This window comes from Candidatus Limimorpha avicola (assembly GCF_056978975.1).
Genome location: NZ_DBMCYK010000002.1, coordinates 32,141 through 49,905, shown reverse-complemented (window position 1 = coordinate 49,905; position 17,765 = coordinate 32,141). Strand labels below are relative to the sequence as shown.

The 17,765-nt window shown below is 37.1% G+C and carries 15 protein-coding genes and 3 tRNA genes; 11 read left to right on the top strand and 7 right to left on the bottom strand.

Translation table 11 applies throughout. The annotated features are described in order from the left end of the window. The first annotated feature begins 29 nt into the window (after positions 1–29). Positions 30–1,253 carry a hypothetical protein gene (locus tag ACZOVS_RS01410; protein ID WP_483995453.1) on the top strand — a complete coding sequence of 408 codons (1,224 nt, stop codon included), beginning with the start codon at positions 30–32 and terminating at the stop codon, positions 1,251–1,253. A gap of 201 nt (positions 1,254–1,454) precedes the next feature. On the opposite strand, the gene ACZOVS_RS01405 is transcribed toward ACZOVS_RS01410, so the two are convergent. Beyond that, positions 1,455–2,816: a hypothetical protein gene (locus ACZOVS_RS01405; protein ID WP_483995452.1), complete on the bottom strand. Its 1,362-nt coding sequence runs from the start codon at positions 2,814–2,816 to the stop codon at positions 1,455–1,457. 571 nt (positions 2,817–3,387) lie between these two features. Here ACZOVS_RS01405 and ACZOVS_RS01400 point away from each other — a divergent pair. After that, entirely contained in the window at positions 3,388–5,166 is a 1,779-nt protein-coding gene (locus ACZOVS_RS01400) for an AMP-dependent synthetase/ligase (protein ID WP_483995451.1), read from the top strand. Between the two features lie 294 nt (positions 5,167–5,460). Further along, positions 5,461–6,042 (top strand): flavodoxin, encoded by a 582-nt coding sequence (locus ACZOVS_RS01395; protein ID WP_483995450.1) that lies wholly within the window; start codon positions 5,461–5,463, stop codon positions 6,040–6,042. 63 nt (positions 6,043–6,105) lie between these two features. Here ACZOVS_RS01395 and ACZOVS_RS01390 read toward each other — a convergent pair whose 3' ends face one another. The 3 genes from ACZOVS_RS01390 to ACZOVS_RS01380 all read right to left on the bottom strand — a co-directional run bounded on the left by ACZOVS_RS01390 (position 6,106) and on the right by ACZOVS_RS01380 (position 6,923). Next, a complete protein-coding gene (locus ACZOVS_RS01390) occupies positions 6,106–6,510 on the bottom strand; it encodes an A1S_2505 family phage non-structural protein (RefSeq protein WP_483995449.1) in 405 nt (134 codons plus the stop codon). A 242-nt stretch (positions 6,511–6,752) separates the two neighbouring features. Continuing rightward, a tRNA-Pro gene (locus ACZOVS_RS01385) sits at positions 6,753–6,827 on the bottom strand. A gap of 9 nt (positions 6,828–6,836) precedes the next feature. Then, positions 6,837–6,923 (bottom strand) — tRNA-Ser (locus tag ACZOVS_RS01380). 145 nt (positions 6,924–7,068) lie between these two features. Here ACZOVS_RS01380 and ACZOVS_RS01375 point away from each other — a divergent pair. From ACZOVS_RS01375 to ACZOVS_RS01350, 6 genes are all read left to right on the top strand, one after another. Next, positions 7,069–8,163 (top strand): alkaline phosphatase, encoded by a 1,095-nt coding sequence (locus ACZOVS_RS01375; protein ID WP_483995448.1) that lies wholly within the window; start codon positions 7,069–7,071, stop codon positions 8,161–8,163. 211 nt (positions 8,164–8,374) lie between these two features. Continuing rightward, positions 8,375–8,635 carry an RNA recognition motif domain-containing protein gene (locus tag ACZOVS_RS01370; RefSeq protein ID WP_483995447.1) on the top strand — a complete coding sequence of 87 codons (261 nt, stop codon included), beginning with the start codon at positions 8,375–8,377 and terminating at the stop codon, positions 8,633–8,635. 101 nt (positions 8,636–8,736) lie between these two features. Beyond that, positions 8,737–8,810, top strand: a tRNA-Arg gene (locus tag ACZOVS_RS01365). Positions 8,811–9,290: 480 nt separating this feature from the next. Continuing rightward, a complete protein-coding gene (locus ACZOVS_RS01360; protein WP_483995446.1) occupies positions 9,291–10,436 on the top strand; it encodes a DUF3078 domain-containing protein in 1,146 nt (381 codons plus the stop codon). Positions 10,437–10,445: 9 nt separating this feature from the next. Then, positions 10,446–11,309, top strand: coding sequence for a dTDP-4-dehydrorhamnose reductase (gene rfbD / locus ACZOVS_RS01355; RefSeq protein WP_483995445.1), 864 nt, complete (start codon positions 10,446–10,448; stop codon positions 11,307–11,309). A 19-nt stretch (positions 11,310–11,328) separates the two neighbouring features. Further along, complete coding sequence (locus tag ACZOVS_RS01350) at positions 11,329–13,068, top strand: phospho-sugar mutase (protein ID WP_483995444.1); 1,740 nt, start codon at positions 11,329–11,331, stop codon at positions 13,066–13,068. 134 nt (positions 13,069–13,202) lie between these two features. Here the strand turns inward: ACZOVS_RS01350 and ACZOVS_RS01345 are convergent, their stop codons facing one another. The 3 genes from ACZOVS_RS01345 to nth all read right to left on the bottom strand — a co-directional run bounded on the left by ACZOVS_RS01345 (position 13,203) and on the right by nth (position 16,056). Beyond that, a complete protein-coding gene (locus tag ACZOVS_RS01345; protein ID WP_483995443.1) occupies positions 13,203–14,237 on the bottom strand; it encodes a tetratricopeptide repeat protein in 1,035 nt (344 codons plus the stop codon). 8 nt (positions 14,238–14,245) lie between these two features. Beyond that, entirely contained in the window at positions 14,246–15,268 is a 1,023-nt protein-coding gene (recA, locus tag ACZOVS_RS01340; RefSeq protein ID WP_483995442.1) for a recombinase RecA, read from the bottom strand. Between the two features lie 134 nt (positions 15,269–15,402). After that, positions 15,403–16,056, bottom strand: coding sequence for an endonuclease III (gene nth, locus ACZOVS_RS01335; protein WP_483995441.1), 654 nt, complete (start codon positions 16,054–16,056; stop codon positions 15,403–15,405). A 63-nt stretch (positions 16,057–16,119) separates the two neighbouring features. On the opposite strand from nth, the gene ACZOVS_RS01330 reads away from it, so the two are divergent. Both ACZOVS_RS01330 and ACZOVS_RS01325 read left to right on the top strand, forming a co-directional pair. Beyond that, positions 16,120–16,383 carry a putative signal transducing protein gene (locus ACZOVS_RS01330; RefSeq protein WP_483995440.1) on the top strand — a complete coding sequence of 88 codons (264 nt, stop codon included), beginning with the start codon at positions 16,120–16,122 and terminating at the stop codon, positions 16,381–16,383. A 116-nt stretch (positions 16,384–16,499) separates the two neighbouring features. Then, a complete protein-coding gene (locus ACZOVS_RS01325) occupies positions 16,500–17,726 on the top strand; it encodes a hypothetical protein (RefSeq protein ID WP_483995439.1) in 1,227 nt (408 codons plus the stop codon). The last annotated feature ends 39 nt before the right edge of the window (positions 17,727–17,765 follow it).

The window sequence follows — 17,765 nt, the reverse complement described above, 5'->3', positions numbered from 1 at the left end:
ATCATTAACTCATTTAAATCATTAAACTTATGAAAAAAAGATTATTCAATGTAGCGACAATAATCATCGCTTTAGGTATGACAATGTTAACTTCATGCAACAACAAAAAAGACGATCCTACACCTGTAGTTCCCGAAGAGAAAACTCTCAGTGGAGAATTAACAGTCAACAAGACATTAAAAAGCGGCAATATTTATAAGCTGTCAGGCGGGTATCATGTAAAAAGCGGCGTTACACTTACCATAGAAGAAGGTGTCACAATTGAAGCCATAGACGACAACATTGTAGATTATATTTTGGTTGAGCAAGGAGCTAAAATTGAGGCTACTGGCACAGCAGAAAACCCTATCATCATGACATCGGAGAAGAAAGAATACGGAGCATGGGGAGGTTTGCATATATGCGGCAAGGCGCCTGTCAATGTCAGTGGTACAGCTATTTCCGAAATCGGTGATGCCACATACGGAGGAAACATTGTCGATGACAATTCCGGAATATTGCGATATATAAGGATAGAATATGCAGGATATAACTTCTCAGAAGAAAAAGAAGCCAACGGATTCACCTTTTATGGAGTCGGCAATGGCACTACAGTGGAATATCTGCAAGCTTACATGGGTTCCGACGACGGTTTCGAATGGTTCGGCGGTACTGTAAATGTCAAATATCTCGTCTCTTTCGGTAACAGCGACGACTCTTTCGACTGGACTCAGGGATGGTGCGGCAAAGGACAATATCTTGTAGCATACCAGCCGACAAAAGACATCTTGGGTTATGACTGCGATGCCTTGATAGAAGCTGACAACAGCAGCGACAACTTCTCAGCCACACCTGTCTCCCACCCTGTCTTGTCCAACCTCACCCTTGTAGGAAACAATTCTGCTGACGGGAAAAGAGGCATACGTCTTCGTGCCGGGACAGAAGCTGAGATTTATAACACTATCGTAAAAGGCAAACCGATGTGTATCACTACAGAAACCAATGAAACGGAGACGAGCCTTATCAACGGCATCTCCAAACTTGAATATATCACTCTTGAGAACACCATTACAAGCGAAGACAACGGTTATTCTGAGACGATGTTCCTTGCCGACGGGACTAACAGTATAAATGCCGACATCACTCTCAGCAATTGCTATGTAGGCACATTAGGCAACGGCAAAACACTGTCAGACGACTTTTTTGACAACGCCGCCTATCAGGGTGCAGTACCTTCCGATAACGATTGGACTAACGGATGGACATTGAAATAATACTATTTGATATCAATCATCATTATTATTTGACATTAAAAACAAAGCCATTTTGTTCTTGCGACAAAATGGCTTTATCTTCAAAAAAAATACACGACGTCATAATATGTGCGTACATATTTTATCCCTCAAGATGATTATCAAGTAACTTATCAGAAGACCTCTTTCAATATCGTCTTTTCTGCATGACTTTTCAAGAAATTATCCTTTAGCTTCCATTCTCGTATATTCTTCTTTTACGGTATAGGTTCCTAATGGAATAGTTTCGGACTCCAGAACTTTCTGTGATTTTTCGTCATTGCCGTGTCCGCATTTAGGACAGGAATACTGTTTCGTAAGAGGTTGTATTAAACTACGTATCTCATATTCTCTGTATGTAACCTCATCCACATAACTGTGTTTCATTACTCCTACTTTTACGTATTCGTTCCCAACTTTCTCGAGTTTGTATTCCCAATAACCGGAAGTTGTATGTTTTATATTGCGGCGTGCTATTTCATGACTGTTTCTTTCTTTTGTGATAAATTGTTTGCCAAATAATGTCCCGATATGCTCGTGATATATCAAATTCTTACAACGTGGGCATCGGAGTCCGCTGAAAAATGCCCAAAACAACAGGCAACTTACAAACAGCAATATACCGGTAACAGGCACTACCGGCATCCACATCACACCTTGAAGCCTTAACATGGAACACCATAAGACAGGTCCCGCGATTATCAGGAAATAAATTATAAGATTGACAAGAAAATTAGGCATCCAGATAAGCGGATAACGCATCCATAATATTATAATAAAAAGAAAAACAGGTATAAACCCAATAAGATACGTCCAAACCAAATTGGTAAACCAATTGTCGAAAGGCGAAAAAACCTGAAATTCCTTGGTAGAAATAAGAGGTGATAAAATGTCAATTTCAGAATTATGAATAAATCCTCGTCTGTAACGCCAGAACTCCAAACTATAATCAGCAACTGAGCCATCGGAGTCGAATGTAATCACCGGTCTTAGCTGCGTCCCTAAAGAATCAATTACATAAAACCCGAATTCTCCAATGATATTTTTACCCGAAGGTCTCAGATATTCAGCATTTATATAGTCTTTCTGCAACGATTGTAAAGTTGTCAGTGTATCTTCCATCAGTTCTTCAAATTTATTCTTGGTTATAAAATATGAACTTCTACCTCGTCTGTCAGGGAGAGTCAATTCATCTGAATTGTCAAGAATATCGGACGCCTTCACAAAACCTCTGTTTTTACCGTCAGTGGTCTCAGCCCAAAGAAGACTTCCTTGTCTTGCCAAAAGTTTTAATGATTCTCCGGAACGTATTTTCAAACTGTCGATATTGTTTTCAAGACACCCGGTCTTTAAATATGCTGTTTTTGCAACTTTAACAATTTGACCTTCCGACGATTCATTTTTTGAAAAAATCATTATAACGACCAAAGGCAAGGTAAGTGCAAGTCCAATAATAGCCTGCCATTGTAACGGAAGATTAAAAAAGAAACGTAAAGGCCAAAAAATGAAATCCTTGAAAGAATTAATCTTAGGAATGTATTTCATAACATGTCATTTTGATTAATAAGATGTACAAATATATATAGAATCAGTGAATTTTTAACCCAATTGAGAGAAAAAAATGAATAAATTTAAATTTTTTGATTTTTGGCACATAAGATCTGTAAAACAATAATTAAAATCCTTTTTAAGCAAACCTGAACTATCCTCATTCAAAAATACCCACCAAATAATACATCTTATACCGGCAAATATTGTAAAACCATCCCAATAGGGTGATTTTATGCATAAAAAGACTCATTATCTTTAAAAATAAAAAGATATTTTCAGATAAAGAAGGTATCAATACCTTCACGAAGAAAGTCAACAAATCATCTGTCACAGCATTTCTCAAGAGCATCATTCACCCCATATAAACCATTTTCGTCCCACACATGTAAATTTTCACCCCTAAAACAGGCATCTTCACCCCTAAACAAAGAAAATAATTTTAATTTCACCCCTAAAATAGGCATCTTCACCCCTAAATCAGCATTTTTACCCCATTTTCTTTTAAAAACGTCCCAATTTACAACATGTTCGCATTCGTTGCTGTTATTTTGTAAAAAAAATTGCCATGAAGGAAAAAAGGATTTTTGACTTGTTGACGAGGTATGTGCAGACCTATCCGGAACAGAAAGTCGCTCTTGCCAAAAAACATAACGGTAATTGGAAGACTTATTCTATCAACGAATATATTGAAAGAGTCAACCTGTTAAGTTACGCCTTAATAGAATTAGGTATTGAGAAAAATGACAAAGTAGCCATAATATGCAGCAATTGTCCGGAATGGAACATGCTCGACATGGCAATAATGCAGGTCGGTGCCATTACTGTACCAATATATCCTACTGTAAGTAACAACGATTATAAATACATCATCAACAACAGTGAGGCCAAACTCATTGTCATAGAAGGAAATTCAGTTATCAACAAACTCAACAGCGTTATTAACGAAGTCCCTTCTCTGAAGATGATATATACATTGACTGAAGAGAGCACATATCCACACTTCAGAGAACTGCTGCAACTCGGAAAAGACCATCCATCCCCGGATGTTCTGCAGGCACGTAAAGATGCGGTAAGAAGTGATGAATGTGCCACAATAATATACACTTCAGGCACCACCGGAACGCCCAAAGGAGTGATGTTATCTCATTCAAATATACTAAACCAGATTGACAATTTATATCATACACCCTCAAGAGACTCCAAACGTGCCTACAGTTTCTTGCCGATATGTCACTCCTACGAGCGTACCCTCGTGTTTCTCTATCAATATCTCGGCATGTCTATCTATTATGCTGAAAGTTTAGCCACAATACAAACGGAGATGAAGGAAATTCAGCCTACCATGATGACATGTGTGCCACGTCTGCTCGAAAAGATATATCTGAAAGTCAAACAGACAGGCAAATCGCAGAAAGGTATAGCAAAACACATTTTCCTTTGGGCAGTCAACCTGGCAAAACAATACAAGATAGAAGATTCAGACAGGTCCTGGTGGTACAATTTCAAATTACGCATAGCTGACAACCTCGTTTTCAAAAAGATACGCAAAAATCTCGGTGCGGAACATTTCGACATCATCGTTTCCGGCGCTGCAAGCATACAACCCACCATAGTAGCTTTCTTTTCTGCTATCAAAATGCCTGTCTTTGAAGGATATGGCATGACTGAATGTTCTCCTGTGATAGCCGTCAGTTGCAGAGGTCCTCATGGACGTGAGGCCGGTGTCGTGGGATTACCTTTGCCGGGTGTCGAGATTCGCGTCACAGAACAAAACGAAATAATCTGCAGAGGCCACAATGTCATGATGGGTTATTACAAAGATCCTGAACTTACCGCTTCTGTAATTGACAGCGATGGCTGGTTTCATACCGGTGACCTTGGAGAGATAAATCAATACAATCAAGTACGTATCACAGGCAGACTGAAAAACCTGTTCAAAACTTCTTTAGGAAAATATATCAATCCTGACCTCATAGAAGGCCTGTTCTCCGAATCCGGATTCATTGAGAACATTGTTGTATTCGGAGAAAACCAAAAATACGTTGCGGCTCTTATAGTGCCTGATTTTTCATTCCTCAAGATCTGGTGCCAAAAACACGAGATTCCTTTTACAAAACCGGAAGAAATGATAAAAGTGAAAGCTGTAAAAGACCGCATTGCTGCCGAGATAAAGAAATTGAACACCTCCTTGGGCGACACTGAGAAAGTAAAACGCTATGAACTGATTGCAGATGAATGGACTACTGCCGACGGCTCTCTCACTCCTACTCTGAAAGTAAAAAGAGATGTCATAAAAGAACGCTATAAAGAATTGATAGACAGAATGTTTTACGAATCTAAATAATAACCGATACGCCAAAAACTTCCAAGACCTCAAAAGAGGTCTTTTTTAATCCTTCTCCCTCACATCCCTGTTTATTGTAAACAAAACATGTCACAATGATTGAAAAACAATTGTCTATTTTTTCATAATCGGCAAAATTCTAAAACAAACTTTATTTGAATTGCAAAACAACATTATAACTGAAATTTACGTTATCTTTGCATTATAAACAAAACATCATTCTACGGTAAATAATATATGTTTAATAAACAACATAGAGTAACGTCCATTCATCAATCTTAAAATGACATAACCATGAAAAAAATCATCTCATTATTAATAATTCTTGTGTCTGTCTGTTATACTGCATATTCACAAGAAGAAAACGGAAATAACGAAATCAACAACAATAGCACTATGAAAAAACGTATTTTAATAACCTATTTTTCCGCCACAGGAACGACAAAAAGAGCGGCAGAACGAATAGCAGGCATAACAGGAGGCGATGTTCATGAGATAGTTCCGCAACAAATTTATACAGATGCTGACTTGAATTGGCATAACAGACAATCGCGCAGCTCATTAGAGATGAATGACGAGACCTCTCGACCTGCAATAAAAGACAATAACTCCAACATTTCAGACTATGACGTGATACTCATAGGATTTCCTATATGGTGGAATTTGCCACCGCGTATTATCAACACTTTCATCGAAAGTCATGACTTAAAAGGAAAGAACATTGCGTTATTTGCCACATCAGGAGGCAGCAGCATTACCAACAGCGTGTCGCAGATGAAAAAAGATTATCCGTCACTCGATTGGAAAGAAGGGTTACTTGTCAACAACATAAATGAAAAATCAATAAATTCATGGATTGAGAAAGTGTCCAAATAATGACATTCAAAGGCGTTCACAAATCCATGTACAGCATATCATTATATGTATGCCTGTGTAAGATTATTTATGCATTGATTTCTCAATAACATCAACGAAACTCTTTGGCAGCACTACATTTTTCATGTTGTAGGCTGCACTGAACAGAGGAGCTATCTCCTCATCTTTAAAACCGGCAATGCCGCAACCCACACGAGTTACAAGAAACACCAAGTCGTTGTGAACTGCAGCAAAGCGGATAAAATCATCGACATAAGGTTTTATTGCGGCAGGTCCGCCATGCATGGTAGGTATGCCATACGAGCGACCTTGCAGCCCTACGCCTTGCCCCCAGACAGCCCCGAACAGATTCAGTGCCACTCTTGCCGCTCCACCTCCATGTCTGCCGGAAAGATTACTCCCAAAGACGAATATCTCATTGTCTTTCAATGTAGTAATATTTTCCGGAGTATATCTTCTCTCTTCCATAACTTTTATTTTTATCATCAACAAAATTACAAAATAATATTTACTTTATCAAGTATCTGATATAAAAACTTATTATAATATTGGAGTTCGACAAAAATACAAGCATAAAAATTCATTGCTCTCAAGTAAAAATCGCTTTATAAAGGCTGTCAAACAATAAAAAGGTTTACAGCATCATATTTATTACAAACAAAAAAGACTGCCTAAACTTTTCAGACAGTCTATTTTGAAACTTTATCGAGTCGGGGTAGCAGGATTCGAACCTGCGACCCCCTGCTCCCAAAGCAGGTGCGCTAGCCGGACTGCGCCATGCCCCGATCTTTATGCGGAGAAGGGGGGATTCGAACCCCCGGTATCTTGTTAGATACGACAGTTTAGCAAACTGTTGGTTTCAGCCACTCACCCACCTCTCCAGTGGTTCGTTTTGCGTGTGCAAAGATACATATTATTTTAATATAACCAAACATTTTCTCGTTTTTTTTATTTTTATTTCCTTTTGCATAATAAAAAAAAGATACTTATCTTTGCTAATTATTTAAAACTTGATTAAGTATCAATATGAAAAAATATGTTTTTTTAGAATTTGCATTATTATCTGCAACATTACTTTTTACTTCATGCAACAACAGAGGTACTGTAGTAAATAATAATGATTGTCAAGACACTTCAAAAGTTCGCAATGTCATTTTGATGATTGGAGATGGCATGAGTCTGCCTCAAGTTTATGCAGCTATGATGACTTCTGAGAACACCACATCATTTGAACGTTTTCCTGTAACAGGCATTTCGATAACAAAATCTTTCAACAAAGAAATCACCGATTCTGCAGCAGGAGGAACAGCAATAGCGACAGGAGTGAAAACCAATAACGGTATGATAGGTATGTCGGCTGATAGTATTCCTGTGCCAAGCATCCTTGATATTCTTGCCGAAAAAGGGAAAAAAACAGGTATCGTTGTGACATCATCCATAACACATGCCACGCCGGCATCTTTTCTCGCTAAAAACATAAATCGCAACAATAATGAAGAAATTGCAATGGACATTGCCAATAATGAGCATCTCAATATCATAGTTGGCGGAGGCAGAAAATATTTTGAAACAAGAAAAGACAGCATCAACTTATTTGATAAAATGACTTCCGAAGGATGGAAAATATTTGATTATCTTCCGGAAGGTTATTCAGATGATAAGATAGCCGTCATTACATCTAAGAAACACATGGAATCGGCAAAGATAAGAGGAGACATTCTTCCACAATCCGTTGACTTCGCATTGAAATCATTAAGCAATGATGATAACGGATTCTTTCTAATGGTTGAAGGTTCACAAATAGACTTTGCCGCTCATGACAATGATTCTGTTACAATGATAGAGGAACTTCGCGATTTCGACGAAGCAATCAATATAGCACTTGATTTTGCTGAAAACAATGCCAACACCTTGGTTATTGTCACTGCAGACCATGAAACCGGAGGACTTACCATGATAGATCCTAACGGAAAATATACAGCAACGGATTTCCACTGGACAACAAAAAGTCATTCTGCATTACCGGTCCCGGTATTTGCTTTCGGTAGCGGTGCTGAAAATTTCTCAGGGATAATGGATAATACGGACATAATGAAACGTATTCTAAAATTAATTGAATAAACAAGATTTCACTAAGTTTTTAGATACATTTACGTATAACTTCAATTCATGAAAATAGTTGAAAAATCTATAGTTTTTCAACTATTTTAATTTTTGATTAAAAAAATTTGATTTTTTTCTTGTTTTTGAAAAAACAATCTTTATATTTGCAGTGGAATATATTGAGAATGTGTTATACATTCCTTTATGGTCGAATTAAAGTGTGTATATTATGAAGATTTTTGTAGCCAAACTAAGTAGTAAAACGACCAGCGACGATTTAAAAAATTTGTTCGAGCGTTTTGGGAGAGTAACCAATGTAAAGATAATAATGGACCACGAGACAAAGCGCTCAAAGTGTTATGGTTTTGTTGATATGCCTAACGATTCAGAGGCATACGTTGCTGTTGTTGAATTAAATGAAATGGAATTTCAAGGCAATATTATTAACGTTAAGAAATCCAAACCACAAATAGTAGCCAAAAGACAATAGCAAGTATTTGTTAATCAATTATCATTTTATTTTTTAAAAATTTTGCACTTTTATGTGCCATTTTCGGAAAAAGTAGTATATTTGCACTCGCAAACGGTGCTGGTTCTGTAGCTCAGCTGGATAGAGCAACAGCCTTCTAAGCTGTGGGTCCTGGGTTCGAATCCCAGCGGAATCACTTTTTAAGCAGGTCTTTTGTTAGATCTGCTTATTTATTTTACTGTCCAAACTTTATTTATAATCCCATCCAATTCTGATTTAGAACAGCATCCAATTTTTCATACTTCAAAATAAGAATAAGACAAACAAAAAATATCCGACATCGCATTCTGTAATCTTTAACAACAATAGAAATGATTTCGTTTAAATGTAAAATATCTTACAATACGTCAACATCAAATTTAAATAAACTTTAGCATACAAGTGCTCAAAATATCATTTTACATTCTTGCTGCCAATTTTTTTTATCAAAGAATATATTTTCCATATAATATTTTTGCATTTTCGATGTTAAAAACATAGAAGATTGAGTAAAACAAAGAACCATTAAAATTTTTAAGAATCATTGAGTTCTTTTTTTTTAAATTACCAATCATTTTATTAATTTTGCAGCGCAAAACGAGCTTTTTTTTATTTTGAAATGTCAATTTATTAAGGTGTGATAGTCAGATTTAGATGCATTACTGTTATTTTGTTTTTATTTGCGTTGTTGTTTTCATTGAATAGCAAAGCACAAGACAGTGTCGTATTAAATGTTCCATACACTATAAAAACCGACACAATCACACGTATAGACACAACATACGTTATCGACACCATTATAAAGCCTGTTCAATATATTAAAATCGACACTATTTTTTTTCAATCAGATCATGATACAGTAACTAAGGTAAAAACCAAAAAGGAACTTCAGAAAGAGGCGATATCACATAAATTTGAAGGTAATATAGGACTGACATTAAATCAATTAGCGATAACACACTGGGCTGCCGGAGGCGAAAGCAATTCCAGCGGCAAAGCAAATTTCAATTTCAAATACACTTACAACAGACGTCTTTTCAATTATGTCATTTCGGGAGTTTTCGGATACGGATTAAGTACATACGCAAGAGATAAACGAGTAGAAAAAACCGAAGATCGTTGCGAGATTTCTACTACAATGTCTCATAACAACAAGAAAAATCTTACATTCACATCCATAGGGGCACTAAAAACACAATTTGCAAAAGGTTACACTTATCCCAACGATTCAGTTCCTATATCAGGATTTTTTGCACCTGCCTACCTCACCATATCTGTCGGTTATACATACAGTTTTAAAGGTATCGCTTCAATATTTATAAGCCCAGTAGCCGGAAAATTAACTTTTGTTAACGATCAGAAGCTAGCTGACGAAGGTGCTTTCGGCGTTGAGGCGGGATATTGGAATATAGTAGAAGGCGACAGTATTTGGATACCAGGAAAAAGATTTCTTAGTGAGATAGGCATTAACATTTTAATAAAATACAAACAAGATTTTGGAGAAAAATTCAGTATTTTTTCCAACCTCAACCTGTACAACAACTATATGGACCATAATAAATCCAACAGATGGAACATAGATGTGGATTGGGAAACAGGTATCAGATTCTTGATAAGCAAACAAATATCAACAGTGATTAATATTCATCTCATTTATGATGACAATATTAAATTTACAGTCACTGAAATAGAAAACGGAGTCGAAATTACTAAACAAAGACCAATTTTACAGTTTAAAGAATCACTTGGTATTAGTTTTTTATATAAATTTGCGACAAAATAATACTAAGAGATGACAATTTTAGTTACAGGCTGTAAAGGACAATTAGGTTCAGAGTTTAGGAAAATTGCATCTTATTCATCAGATTATCAATGGATTTTCACTGACTATGACACCCTTGATATCAGTAATGAAAATGATGTCATTAAATTTTTTCAAACACATTCAATAGGCATCTGTATAAATTGTGCTGCTTATACAGCTGTTGACAAAGCCGAAGATGATTATGACAAAGCTCATAATATCAACACTATAGCTGTTGGAATATTAGCAAGATGCTGTAAATTGCATAATACCGTTCTTTTCCATATTTCCACCGACTATATCTTCGATGGAAATAACGACACTCCCTATACAGAGACTGATATTGCGAATCCCATATCAGTATATGGTAAAACAAAAGTCGAAGGTGAAAATGTCATCAAGAAAAGCGGTTGTTATTATGTAATCATGCGCACGTCATGGCTTTATTCTTCAACAGGTAACAATTTCGTAAAAACCATGTTGCGTCTTGCCGAGGACAGACGCTCAGTAAACGTAGTGAATGACCAGTACGGCAGTCCCACCTGGGCATTTGACCTCGCTAATACTATAATGTTTATTATTGGAAGGAATGCCGACAAAGAGATTCATGAGATATTCAATTATAGCAACGACGGTATCATCAGTTGGTATGAATTTGCCAATGCCATATTTAAAATAAGCGGCAAAAACTGTAAGGCCATACCTATCACCACGGAAGAATTTGGATCCAAAGCGGCCAGACCAAAGTACAGCGCTTTCAATAAAAACAAAATAAAAAGCTATACCGGACTGTCGATACCATTCTGGCGCGACAGTCTCATCAAATGTATAGAAGAATTAAACCGAAAATAAACTTAAAAACATACAAGACATGAATGCTTCAGACCCTAAAATTATCGAGAGAGCAAAAAGCTGGTTATCAGACCAATATGATGAAGATACCAAGAAAGAAGTACGTAATATGCTCGAAAATGACCCGGCAGAACTTCAAGAGTGTTTTTACCGCAACCTTGAATTTGGAACAGGCGGATTAAGAGGCATAATGGGTGCCGGTACCAATAGAATGAACGTTTATACTGTCGCAATGGCGACACAGGGACTTGCCAATTACATAAAAAAAATGTTCCCTGATGTGAAACAGCCTCAAGTTGCCATCGCATTCGACTGTCGTAACAACAGCAGTAAATTTGCCAAAATATCTGCTGACGTAATGACTTCCAATGACATTAAAGTTTTTCTTTTTGAGTCATTAAGACCGACTCCTGAATTGTCTTTTGCCATCAGAGAACTGAAATGTCAGGCAGGCGTAGTTATTACGGCATCGCACAATCCTAAAGAATATAACGGTTATAAGGCATATTGGAATGATGGCGGTCAACTCGTGAGTCCTCATGACAAAAATGTCATTGCCGAAGTTGAGAAAATCACTGACTTTTCCATGGTTAAAACGGATGCAAAACCGAAACTGCTGGAGATGTTAGGAGAAAAATTCGACAATATTTATATCTCTAAAGTATTAAGCCTCTCATTGTCACCCAAAGCAATAAAAAATCAGAAAAAATTGACTTTGGTATATACACCTATACATGGCACCGGCGGACAAATAGTACCCAAAGTGTTGAAGGAAGCCGGATTCAAAAAGATATTTACTGTTGACGAACAAATGATTGTCGATGGAAATTTCCCGACAGTAGTATCTCCAAATCCGGAAGAACATGCAGCTTTGACCATGGCAATAGAGAAGGCATATAGCGTTGATGCCGATGTGGTACTTGCAACAGATCCAGATGCAGACCGCGTGGGTGTGGCAGTTCGTGACGAGAACAACGAATTCGTCTTGTTAAACGGAAACCAAACCGCAAGCCTCCTCACCTATTATATATTACGCCGTTGGAGAGAACTCGACAAATTCAAAGGAAATGAATTCATTGTAAAAACGATAGTAACAACAGACCTGTTGACCAGGATTGCCAACAAATACAATGTCAAGACATACGACGTGTTGACAGGATTCAAATTCATAGCAGACAAGATACAAAACAGTCCGGATGAAAAATTTATCTGTGGCGGAGAAGAGAGCTATGGATTCCTTGTAGGAGACTTCGTAAGAGATAAGGATGCCGTTATCGCCTGTCTCATGGTAGCAGAAGCAGCCGCTTGGGCAGCTGAAGAAGGCAAGACCCTATATCAATTGCTTAAAGAGATATATCTCGAGTTCGGCTTTTATAAAGAAAAACTCGTCTCATTGACAAAAAAAGGTATTAGCGGAACAGAAGAAATAAAAGAAATGATGCGACTTTTCAGGACTACACCTCCCAAATCATTGCTTGGTTCCAGAATAACTGAGATCAGAGATTATAAACTCGGCACTTGCAAATATACAATTTATAATGTGGACACCATCATCAACTTACCAAAATCAGATGTGTTGCAATTTATTACCGAATCAGGAACAAAAGTCAGCATACGGCCTTCCGGAACTGAACCTAAAATAAAGTTTTATTTTAGCATAAAAGGCGAATTGCATAATATAGAAGACTTTAATGTCGTAAATCAGGATATTGAGAACGACCTCGACAAACTATCAAGAATATTCACTGATATGGAATAATCCTTGAATATCATAACATTGAAAATATAAAATCCCATAAGTGTTTACTTATGGGATTTTATTATAAAAACATTATGGAAAATTATAATTACAAATCATCAGTCAGGAACTGCAATACATTGAAAAACAAATAATTATTCTCCCATTCTTTGCAATGCATCAACAGCCAGCTGATAATCGGAGTTTTTCTTTAATATGTTAAGATAAACATTCTTTGCCTTTATATAATCTCCTCTGTCTTCATAAATCCTCCCAATATTATATTGTGCATCCAAGTTGTTAGGATCATATTCTAGGACTCGATTGAACAACTCCAAAGACTTATCATAATCATGAAGATATACCAAATTTACATAGCCCTTATTGTAAATGCAATAATAATTGTCTGGCATAGCATTCAGTATAGTATCGTACAAAGCCAAAGCCTCTTCAGGTTCTCCATTATCTTGCAAAAACAAAGCCAAATCATAATGTATGGAATAATTGTCTGGCATAATCCTTATTGCATTATGATAAAAATCCTTTGCCAGCGGATTTCTTTGGGCATCATAGATATGAGCAAGTTGTATGACAGGGTCAAAAAACGTATCATCCTGCAAACGTGATGTCATAAAATTTTTAATAGCAAGAGCAGTATCATTCTTTGCAAGACAAATCATACCTCTCATAAAATAAGCCTGAGGATTGTATTTGTTAAGTTCCAACGCCTTATCAAGATAAGCCGATGACATCTGCATATTGCCCTGTAAAAAACTCAACTCTGCGAGTTTTATAATCGGTCTCGTATCAAGGGGAGCATATTCATTAGCCTTGTTAAGTGTAAGCAAAATATTATTCTCATCTCCGAGTTCATAATAAATATCAGCCAACACCAAAAGAGCATCAATATTCTTACGGTCTAACGACAATGCCTTGTTGATATCTCGAATAGCATATCCTACCTGCTCATTATATAAATACAGTTTTGCCCGTTGAATATAAAGTTCCACATTAGTACTGTCTTTAACAATAGATTCATTAATAGTTTCAATTGAAACATCATTTGAATCTGCGGTAACATTCATTACAGTATCGACCGCTGTTGTCGTTTCCGTTTTCTTTTTGCCAACATTATCAGAGCAATTGAACAGAAACAGTGTCAATATAAAACAAAGCAACAAATTTCTCATAACATCAATCACAATTCTTGGTCTGAATTATTCAGTGCTTCCATTATCTTATCATGTAGTTCATCGCACAACTCCGGATTTTCTTCGAGCAGACGTTTCAAAGCATCTCTACCTTGACCGAGTTTCGTCTCATTATAACTAAACCAGGAGCCGCTTTTCTTAATGACATTCATCTCAACACCGAGGTCTATTATCTCACCTATCAAAGAAATACCTTCCCCATAAAGTATATCGAACTCAGCTTTTTTAAAAGGAGGAGCCACTTTATTTTTCACGACTTTAACTTTGACTCTGTTGCCGAGAATATTCTCTCCATCCTTAATCTGGCTTACCTTACGAATATCTATTCGCACCGAGCTATAGAATTTCAGGGCATTTCCACCTGTTGTTGTCTCAGGATTACCGAACATGACACCAATTTTTTCACGTAACTGGTTGATAAAGATACATACAGCTCCTGTTTTACTTATAGAAGCGGTAAGTTTTCTCATCGCCTGAGACATAAGACGAGCCTGAAGACCCATTTTGCTGTCGCCCATCTCTCCTTCAATCTCGCTCTTAGGTGTCAAAGCGGCAACTGAATCAATAACTATGACATCGATAGCACCGGAACGTATCAGATTCTCAGCTATCTCAAGAGCTTGTTCTCCATTATCAGGTTGAGACACCAACAAATCATCTATGTCAACGCCGAGTTTCTTAGCATAAAAACGGTCAAAAGCATGTTCAGCATCAATAAAAGCAGCAATGCCACCCTGTTTTTGTGCTTCCGCAATGACATGTAGAGCCAATGTCGTTTTTCCTGAACTCTCCGGTCCGAAAATCTCAACAATTCTTCCCTTGGGCAAGCCACCAACTCCCAAGGCATAATCCAAACCTATGGAACCGGTTGAAATGCTCTCCACTTTTTCCGACTTATGATCGCCAAGTCGCATAATGCTTCCTTTACCAAAGGACTTCTCTATATTTCCCAAAGTAGCTTGCAGAGCTTTTAATTTCTCCTGACGTAGTTTCTCAACATCTTCTTCCATATTCTTCTACTTAATTAATTTAACTTTATTTTCTTAACGACAAGTAAACCGTTATCTTTCATAAAACCTGAATTTCTCTTGTCACGCAACAAAGATAACATTTTTTACAGTCGGTTTAACCATTTTTACAATTTTTATGATTTCGTCTTCGCATAATATTCACATATCCCATTTATTCCGCAAGTCTGACATTCAGGATTACGAGCCTTACACACATATCTGCCGTGCAAGATAAGCCAATGATGGGCTTTTGACAACAGTTCCTGCGGTATATGACTTACAAGTTGTCTTTCACAATCTAAAGGATTTTTTACATTTGATGTCAAACCTATACGGTTGGAGACTCTGAAAACATGAGTATCCACCGGCATGGCAGGCTTATCAAAAGCAACGGCAAGTACCACATTGGCAGTTTTACGTCCCACTCCCGGCAATTTTTGTAAATCATCAATATTATCAGGCACTTTACCTCCAAAATCACGAACCAATGTCTTTGCCATTCCAAGAAGATTCTTAGCCTTATTATTGGGATACGAGATAGATTTGATAAAAGAAAAAATCTCATTCTCATTGGATATCGCCATATCTTCGGCAGTAGGAAATCTACTGAACAAAGCAGGTGTAGTCATATTGACACGCTTATCAGTACATTGCGCCGAAAGTATCACTGCCACAATAAGTTGATAAGGATTCTCATATATTAATTCCGACTCTGCCACAGGCATTGTTGCAGAAAAATACTCAATAAAACGGTTATATTTTTTTTGTAAATCCTTACTTTTTTCCATTTTTTAATAAAATTTTGAACAAAATTATACATTTTTTATTATATTTGCTAAAAATTAAACGCCATGGAAAAAGATTTAATCAACCTGTTTGTGGGATCCGACATTGAGGCATCTTATATTGCATCATTACTTGAAGAAAACGGAATACCATATATATTACGCAACACCATGAACGAAGGTCTTGTTGCCGGATGGGCATCAGCAAATCCCGATTCCAGCAGCACGTTGTTGGTTGAAAGCGACTATTTTGACAAAGCAAAATCATTATTAAACACCTATAACGATACCATGTCACAATCAGAATCAGATCTTGATGAAGACAAATAACAAATGTATTCGTTTGTTGATTTTTTGATGTTTTTTATTGATTTTTTACAGATACAAATATATTTAGTCTTTCGTGGTATAGTTTTTTTTAAGATTTTTGCAAAAAAATATTAAGGATGGCACAGTATTCCTTATCTGAAATTAAAACAAGAAGAGACATTAGACAATGGCTTGATTTCCCTGCTAAATTATACAAGGGCGACAAATATTATGTAAGACCTCTTGACAAAGAAGTTGAACAAGTATTCGACAGAAAACAGAACAAATTGTTTCGTCACGGTGACGCAGCAAGATTTTTATTGAAAAACGAGAAAGGCAAAATAGTAGGAAGAATTGCTGTTTTTTATGATGAAAAGACATCAGCCACTTATGAAAAAGAAGAAAACGGACAACGTACCGGAGGCTGTGGATTTTTCGACTGCATTGACGATCAAGAGGCTGCCAACATACTCTTCGATACAGCAAAAAAATGGCTTGAAGAACGCGGTTTTGAAGCCATGGACGGACCTGTCAATTTCGGTGACCGTGACTATTTTTGGGGTTGCTTGGTTGATGGCTTTACCGACCCTATCTACAACATGCCGTACAATTATCCTTACTATAGCAAACTATTTGAAAATTACGGTTTTAAAGACTATTTCAAACAACTTACATACAGACGCGAGATGACCGTCGGAGGTTTTGACCCTATTCTTCACGAAAAAGCCAAACGGGTATATGGAAATCCTGACTATACTTTCGAGATAATAGATAAAAGACAGATAGACCGTTATGCCGATGACTTCCTTACCATATACAATAAGGCGTGGGGCGTCATACCGGGAACTACAAAACTATCACGACAGCATGCTGTCAATCTTCTCAATCAGCTGAAACCCGTACTTGACCCAAGACTAATGCACTTTGCATACTACAAAGGCGAACCGGTGGCGTTTTTCCTTATGATGATAGACCTCAACCAGATTTATAAAGGACTTAACGGCAAAGACCATTTTTTCAACAAGTTGAGGATATTCTGGCGAGCCAAAGTGGCTAGAGTATGCGACCGTGCAATATCATTGGTATTCGGTGTGGTTCCGGAACATCGTTCCAAAGGCTTGGAAGCCGGACTGATATGTTCTCTCGAAGCTCAGGCTGTCAAGAGAAGGTTCAAATATAAAGACCTGCAACTCAACTGGATAGGTGACTTCAACCCTCCTATGCTGAAAATTGCTGAAAGTGCCGGCGCAAAACTGTACAAGACTCATATCACATACAGATATCTGTTCGACCGCAACAAACCTTTCACCAGAGCAAAATTACAGGGCGTGAAAAACAAAGACAAATCAAATAATAATACTTAATATCAACAATCAGAGGCTGAACAAAACAGCCTCTTTTTC

What these genes read in the sequence shown, in the direction of transcription:
- ACZOVS_RS01390 (WP_483995449.1), bottom strand. Translation starts at nt 6,510, where the DNA reads ATGGAAGAGAGAAGATATACTCCGGAAAATATTACTACATTGAAAGAC.
- ACZOVS_RS01400 (WP_483995451.1), top strand. Translation starts at nt 3,388, where the DNA reads ATGAAGGAAAAAAGGATTTTTGACTTGTTGACGAGGTATGTGCAGACC.
- ACZOVS_RS01350 (WP_483995444.1), top strand. Translation starts at nt 11,329, where the DNA reads ATGAATGCTTCAGACCCTAAAATTATCGAGAGAGCAAAAAGCTGGTTA.
- ACZOVS_RS01345 (WP_483995443.1), bottom strand. Translation starts at nt 14,237, where the DNA reads ATGAGAAATTTGTTGCTTTGTTTTATATTGACACTGTTTCTGTTCAAT.
- ACZOVS_RS01325 (WP_483995439.1), top strand. Translation starts at nt 16,500, where the DNA reads ATGGCACAGTATTCCTTATCTGAAATTAAAACAAGAAGAGACATTAGA.
- rfbD (WP_483995445.1), top strand. Translation starts at nt 10,446, where the DNA reads ATGACAATTTTAGTTACAGGCTGTAAAGGACAATTAGGTTCAGAGTTT.
- ACZOVS_RS01395 (WP_483995450.1), top strand. Translation starts at nt 5,461, where the DNA reads ATGAAAAAAATCATCTCATTATTAATAATTCTTGTGTCTGTCTGTTAT.
- ACZOVS_RS01330 (WP_483995440.1), top strand. Translation starts at nt 16,120, where the DNA reads ATGGAAAAAGATTTAATCAACCTGTTTGTGGGATCCGACATTGAGGCA.
- ACZOVS_RS01375 (WP_483995448.1), top strand. Translation starts at nt 7,069, where the DNA reads ATGAAAAAATATGTTTTTTTAGAATTTGCATTATTATCTGCAACATTA.
- recA (WP_483995442.1), bottom strand. Translation starts at nt 15,268, where the DNA reads ATGGAAGAAGATGTTGAGAAACTACGTCAGGAGAAATTAAAAGCTCTG.
- ACZOVS_RS01405 (WP_483995452.1), bottom strand. Translation starts at nt 2,816, where the DNA reads ATGAAATACATTCCTAAGATTAATTCTTTCAAGGATTTCATTTTTTGG.
- ACZOVS_RS01410 (WP_483995453.1), top strand. Translation starts at nt 30, where the DNA reads ATGAAAAAAAGATTATTCAATGTAGCGACAATAATCATCGCTTTAGGT.
- ACZOVS_RS01370 (WP_483995447.1), top strand. Translation starts at nt 8,375, where the DNA reads ATGAAGATTTTTGTAGCCAAACTAAGTAGTAAAACGACCAGCGACGAT.
- nth (WP_483995441.1), bottom strand. Translation starts at nt 16,056, where the DNA reads ATGGAAAAAAGTAAGGATTTACAAAAAAAATATAACCGTTTTATTGAG.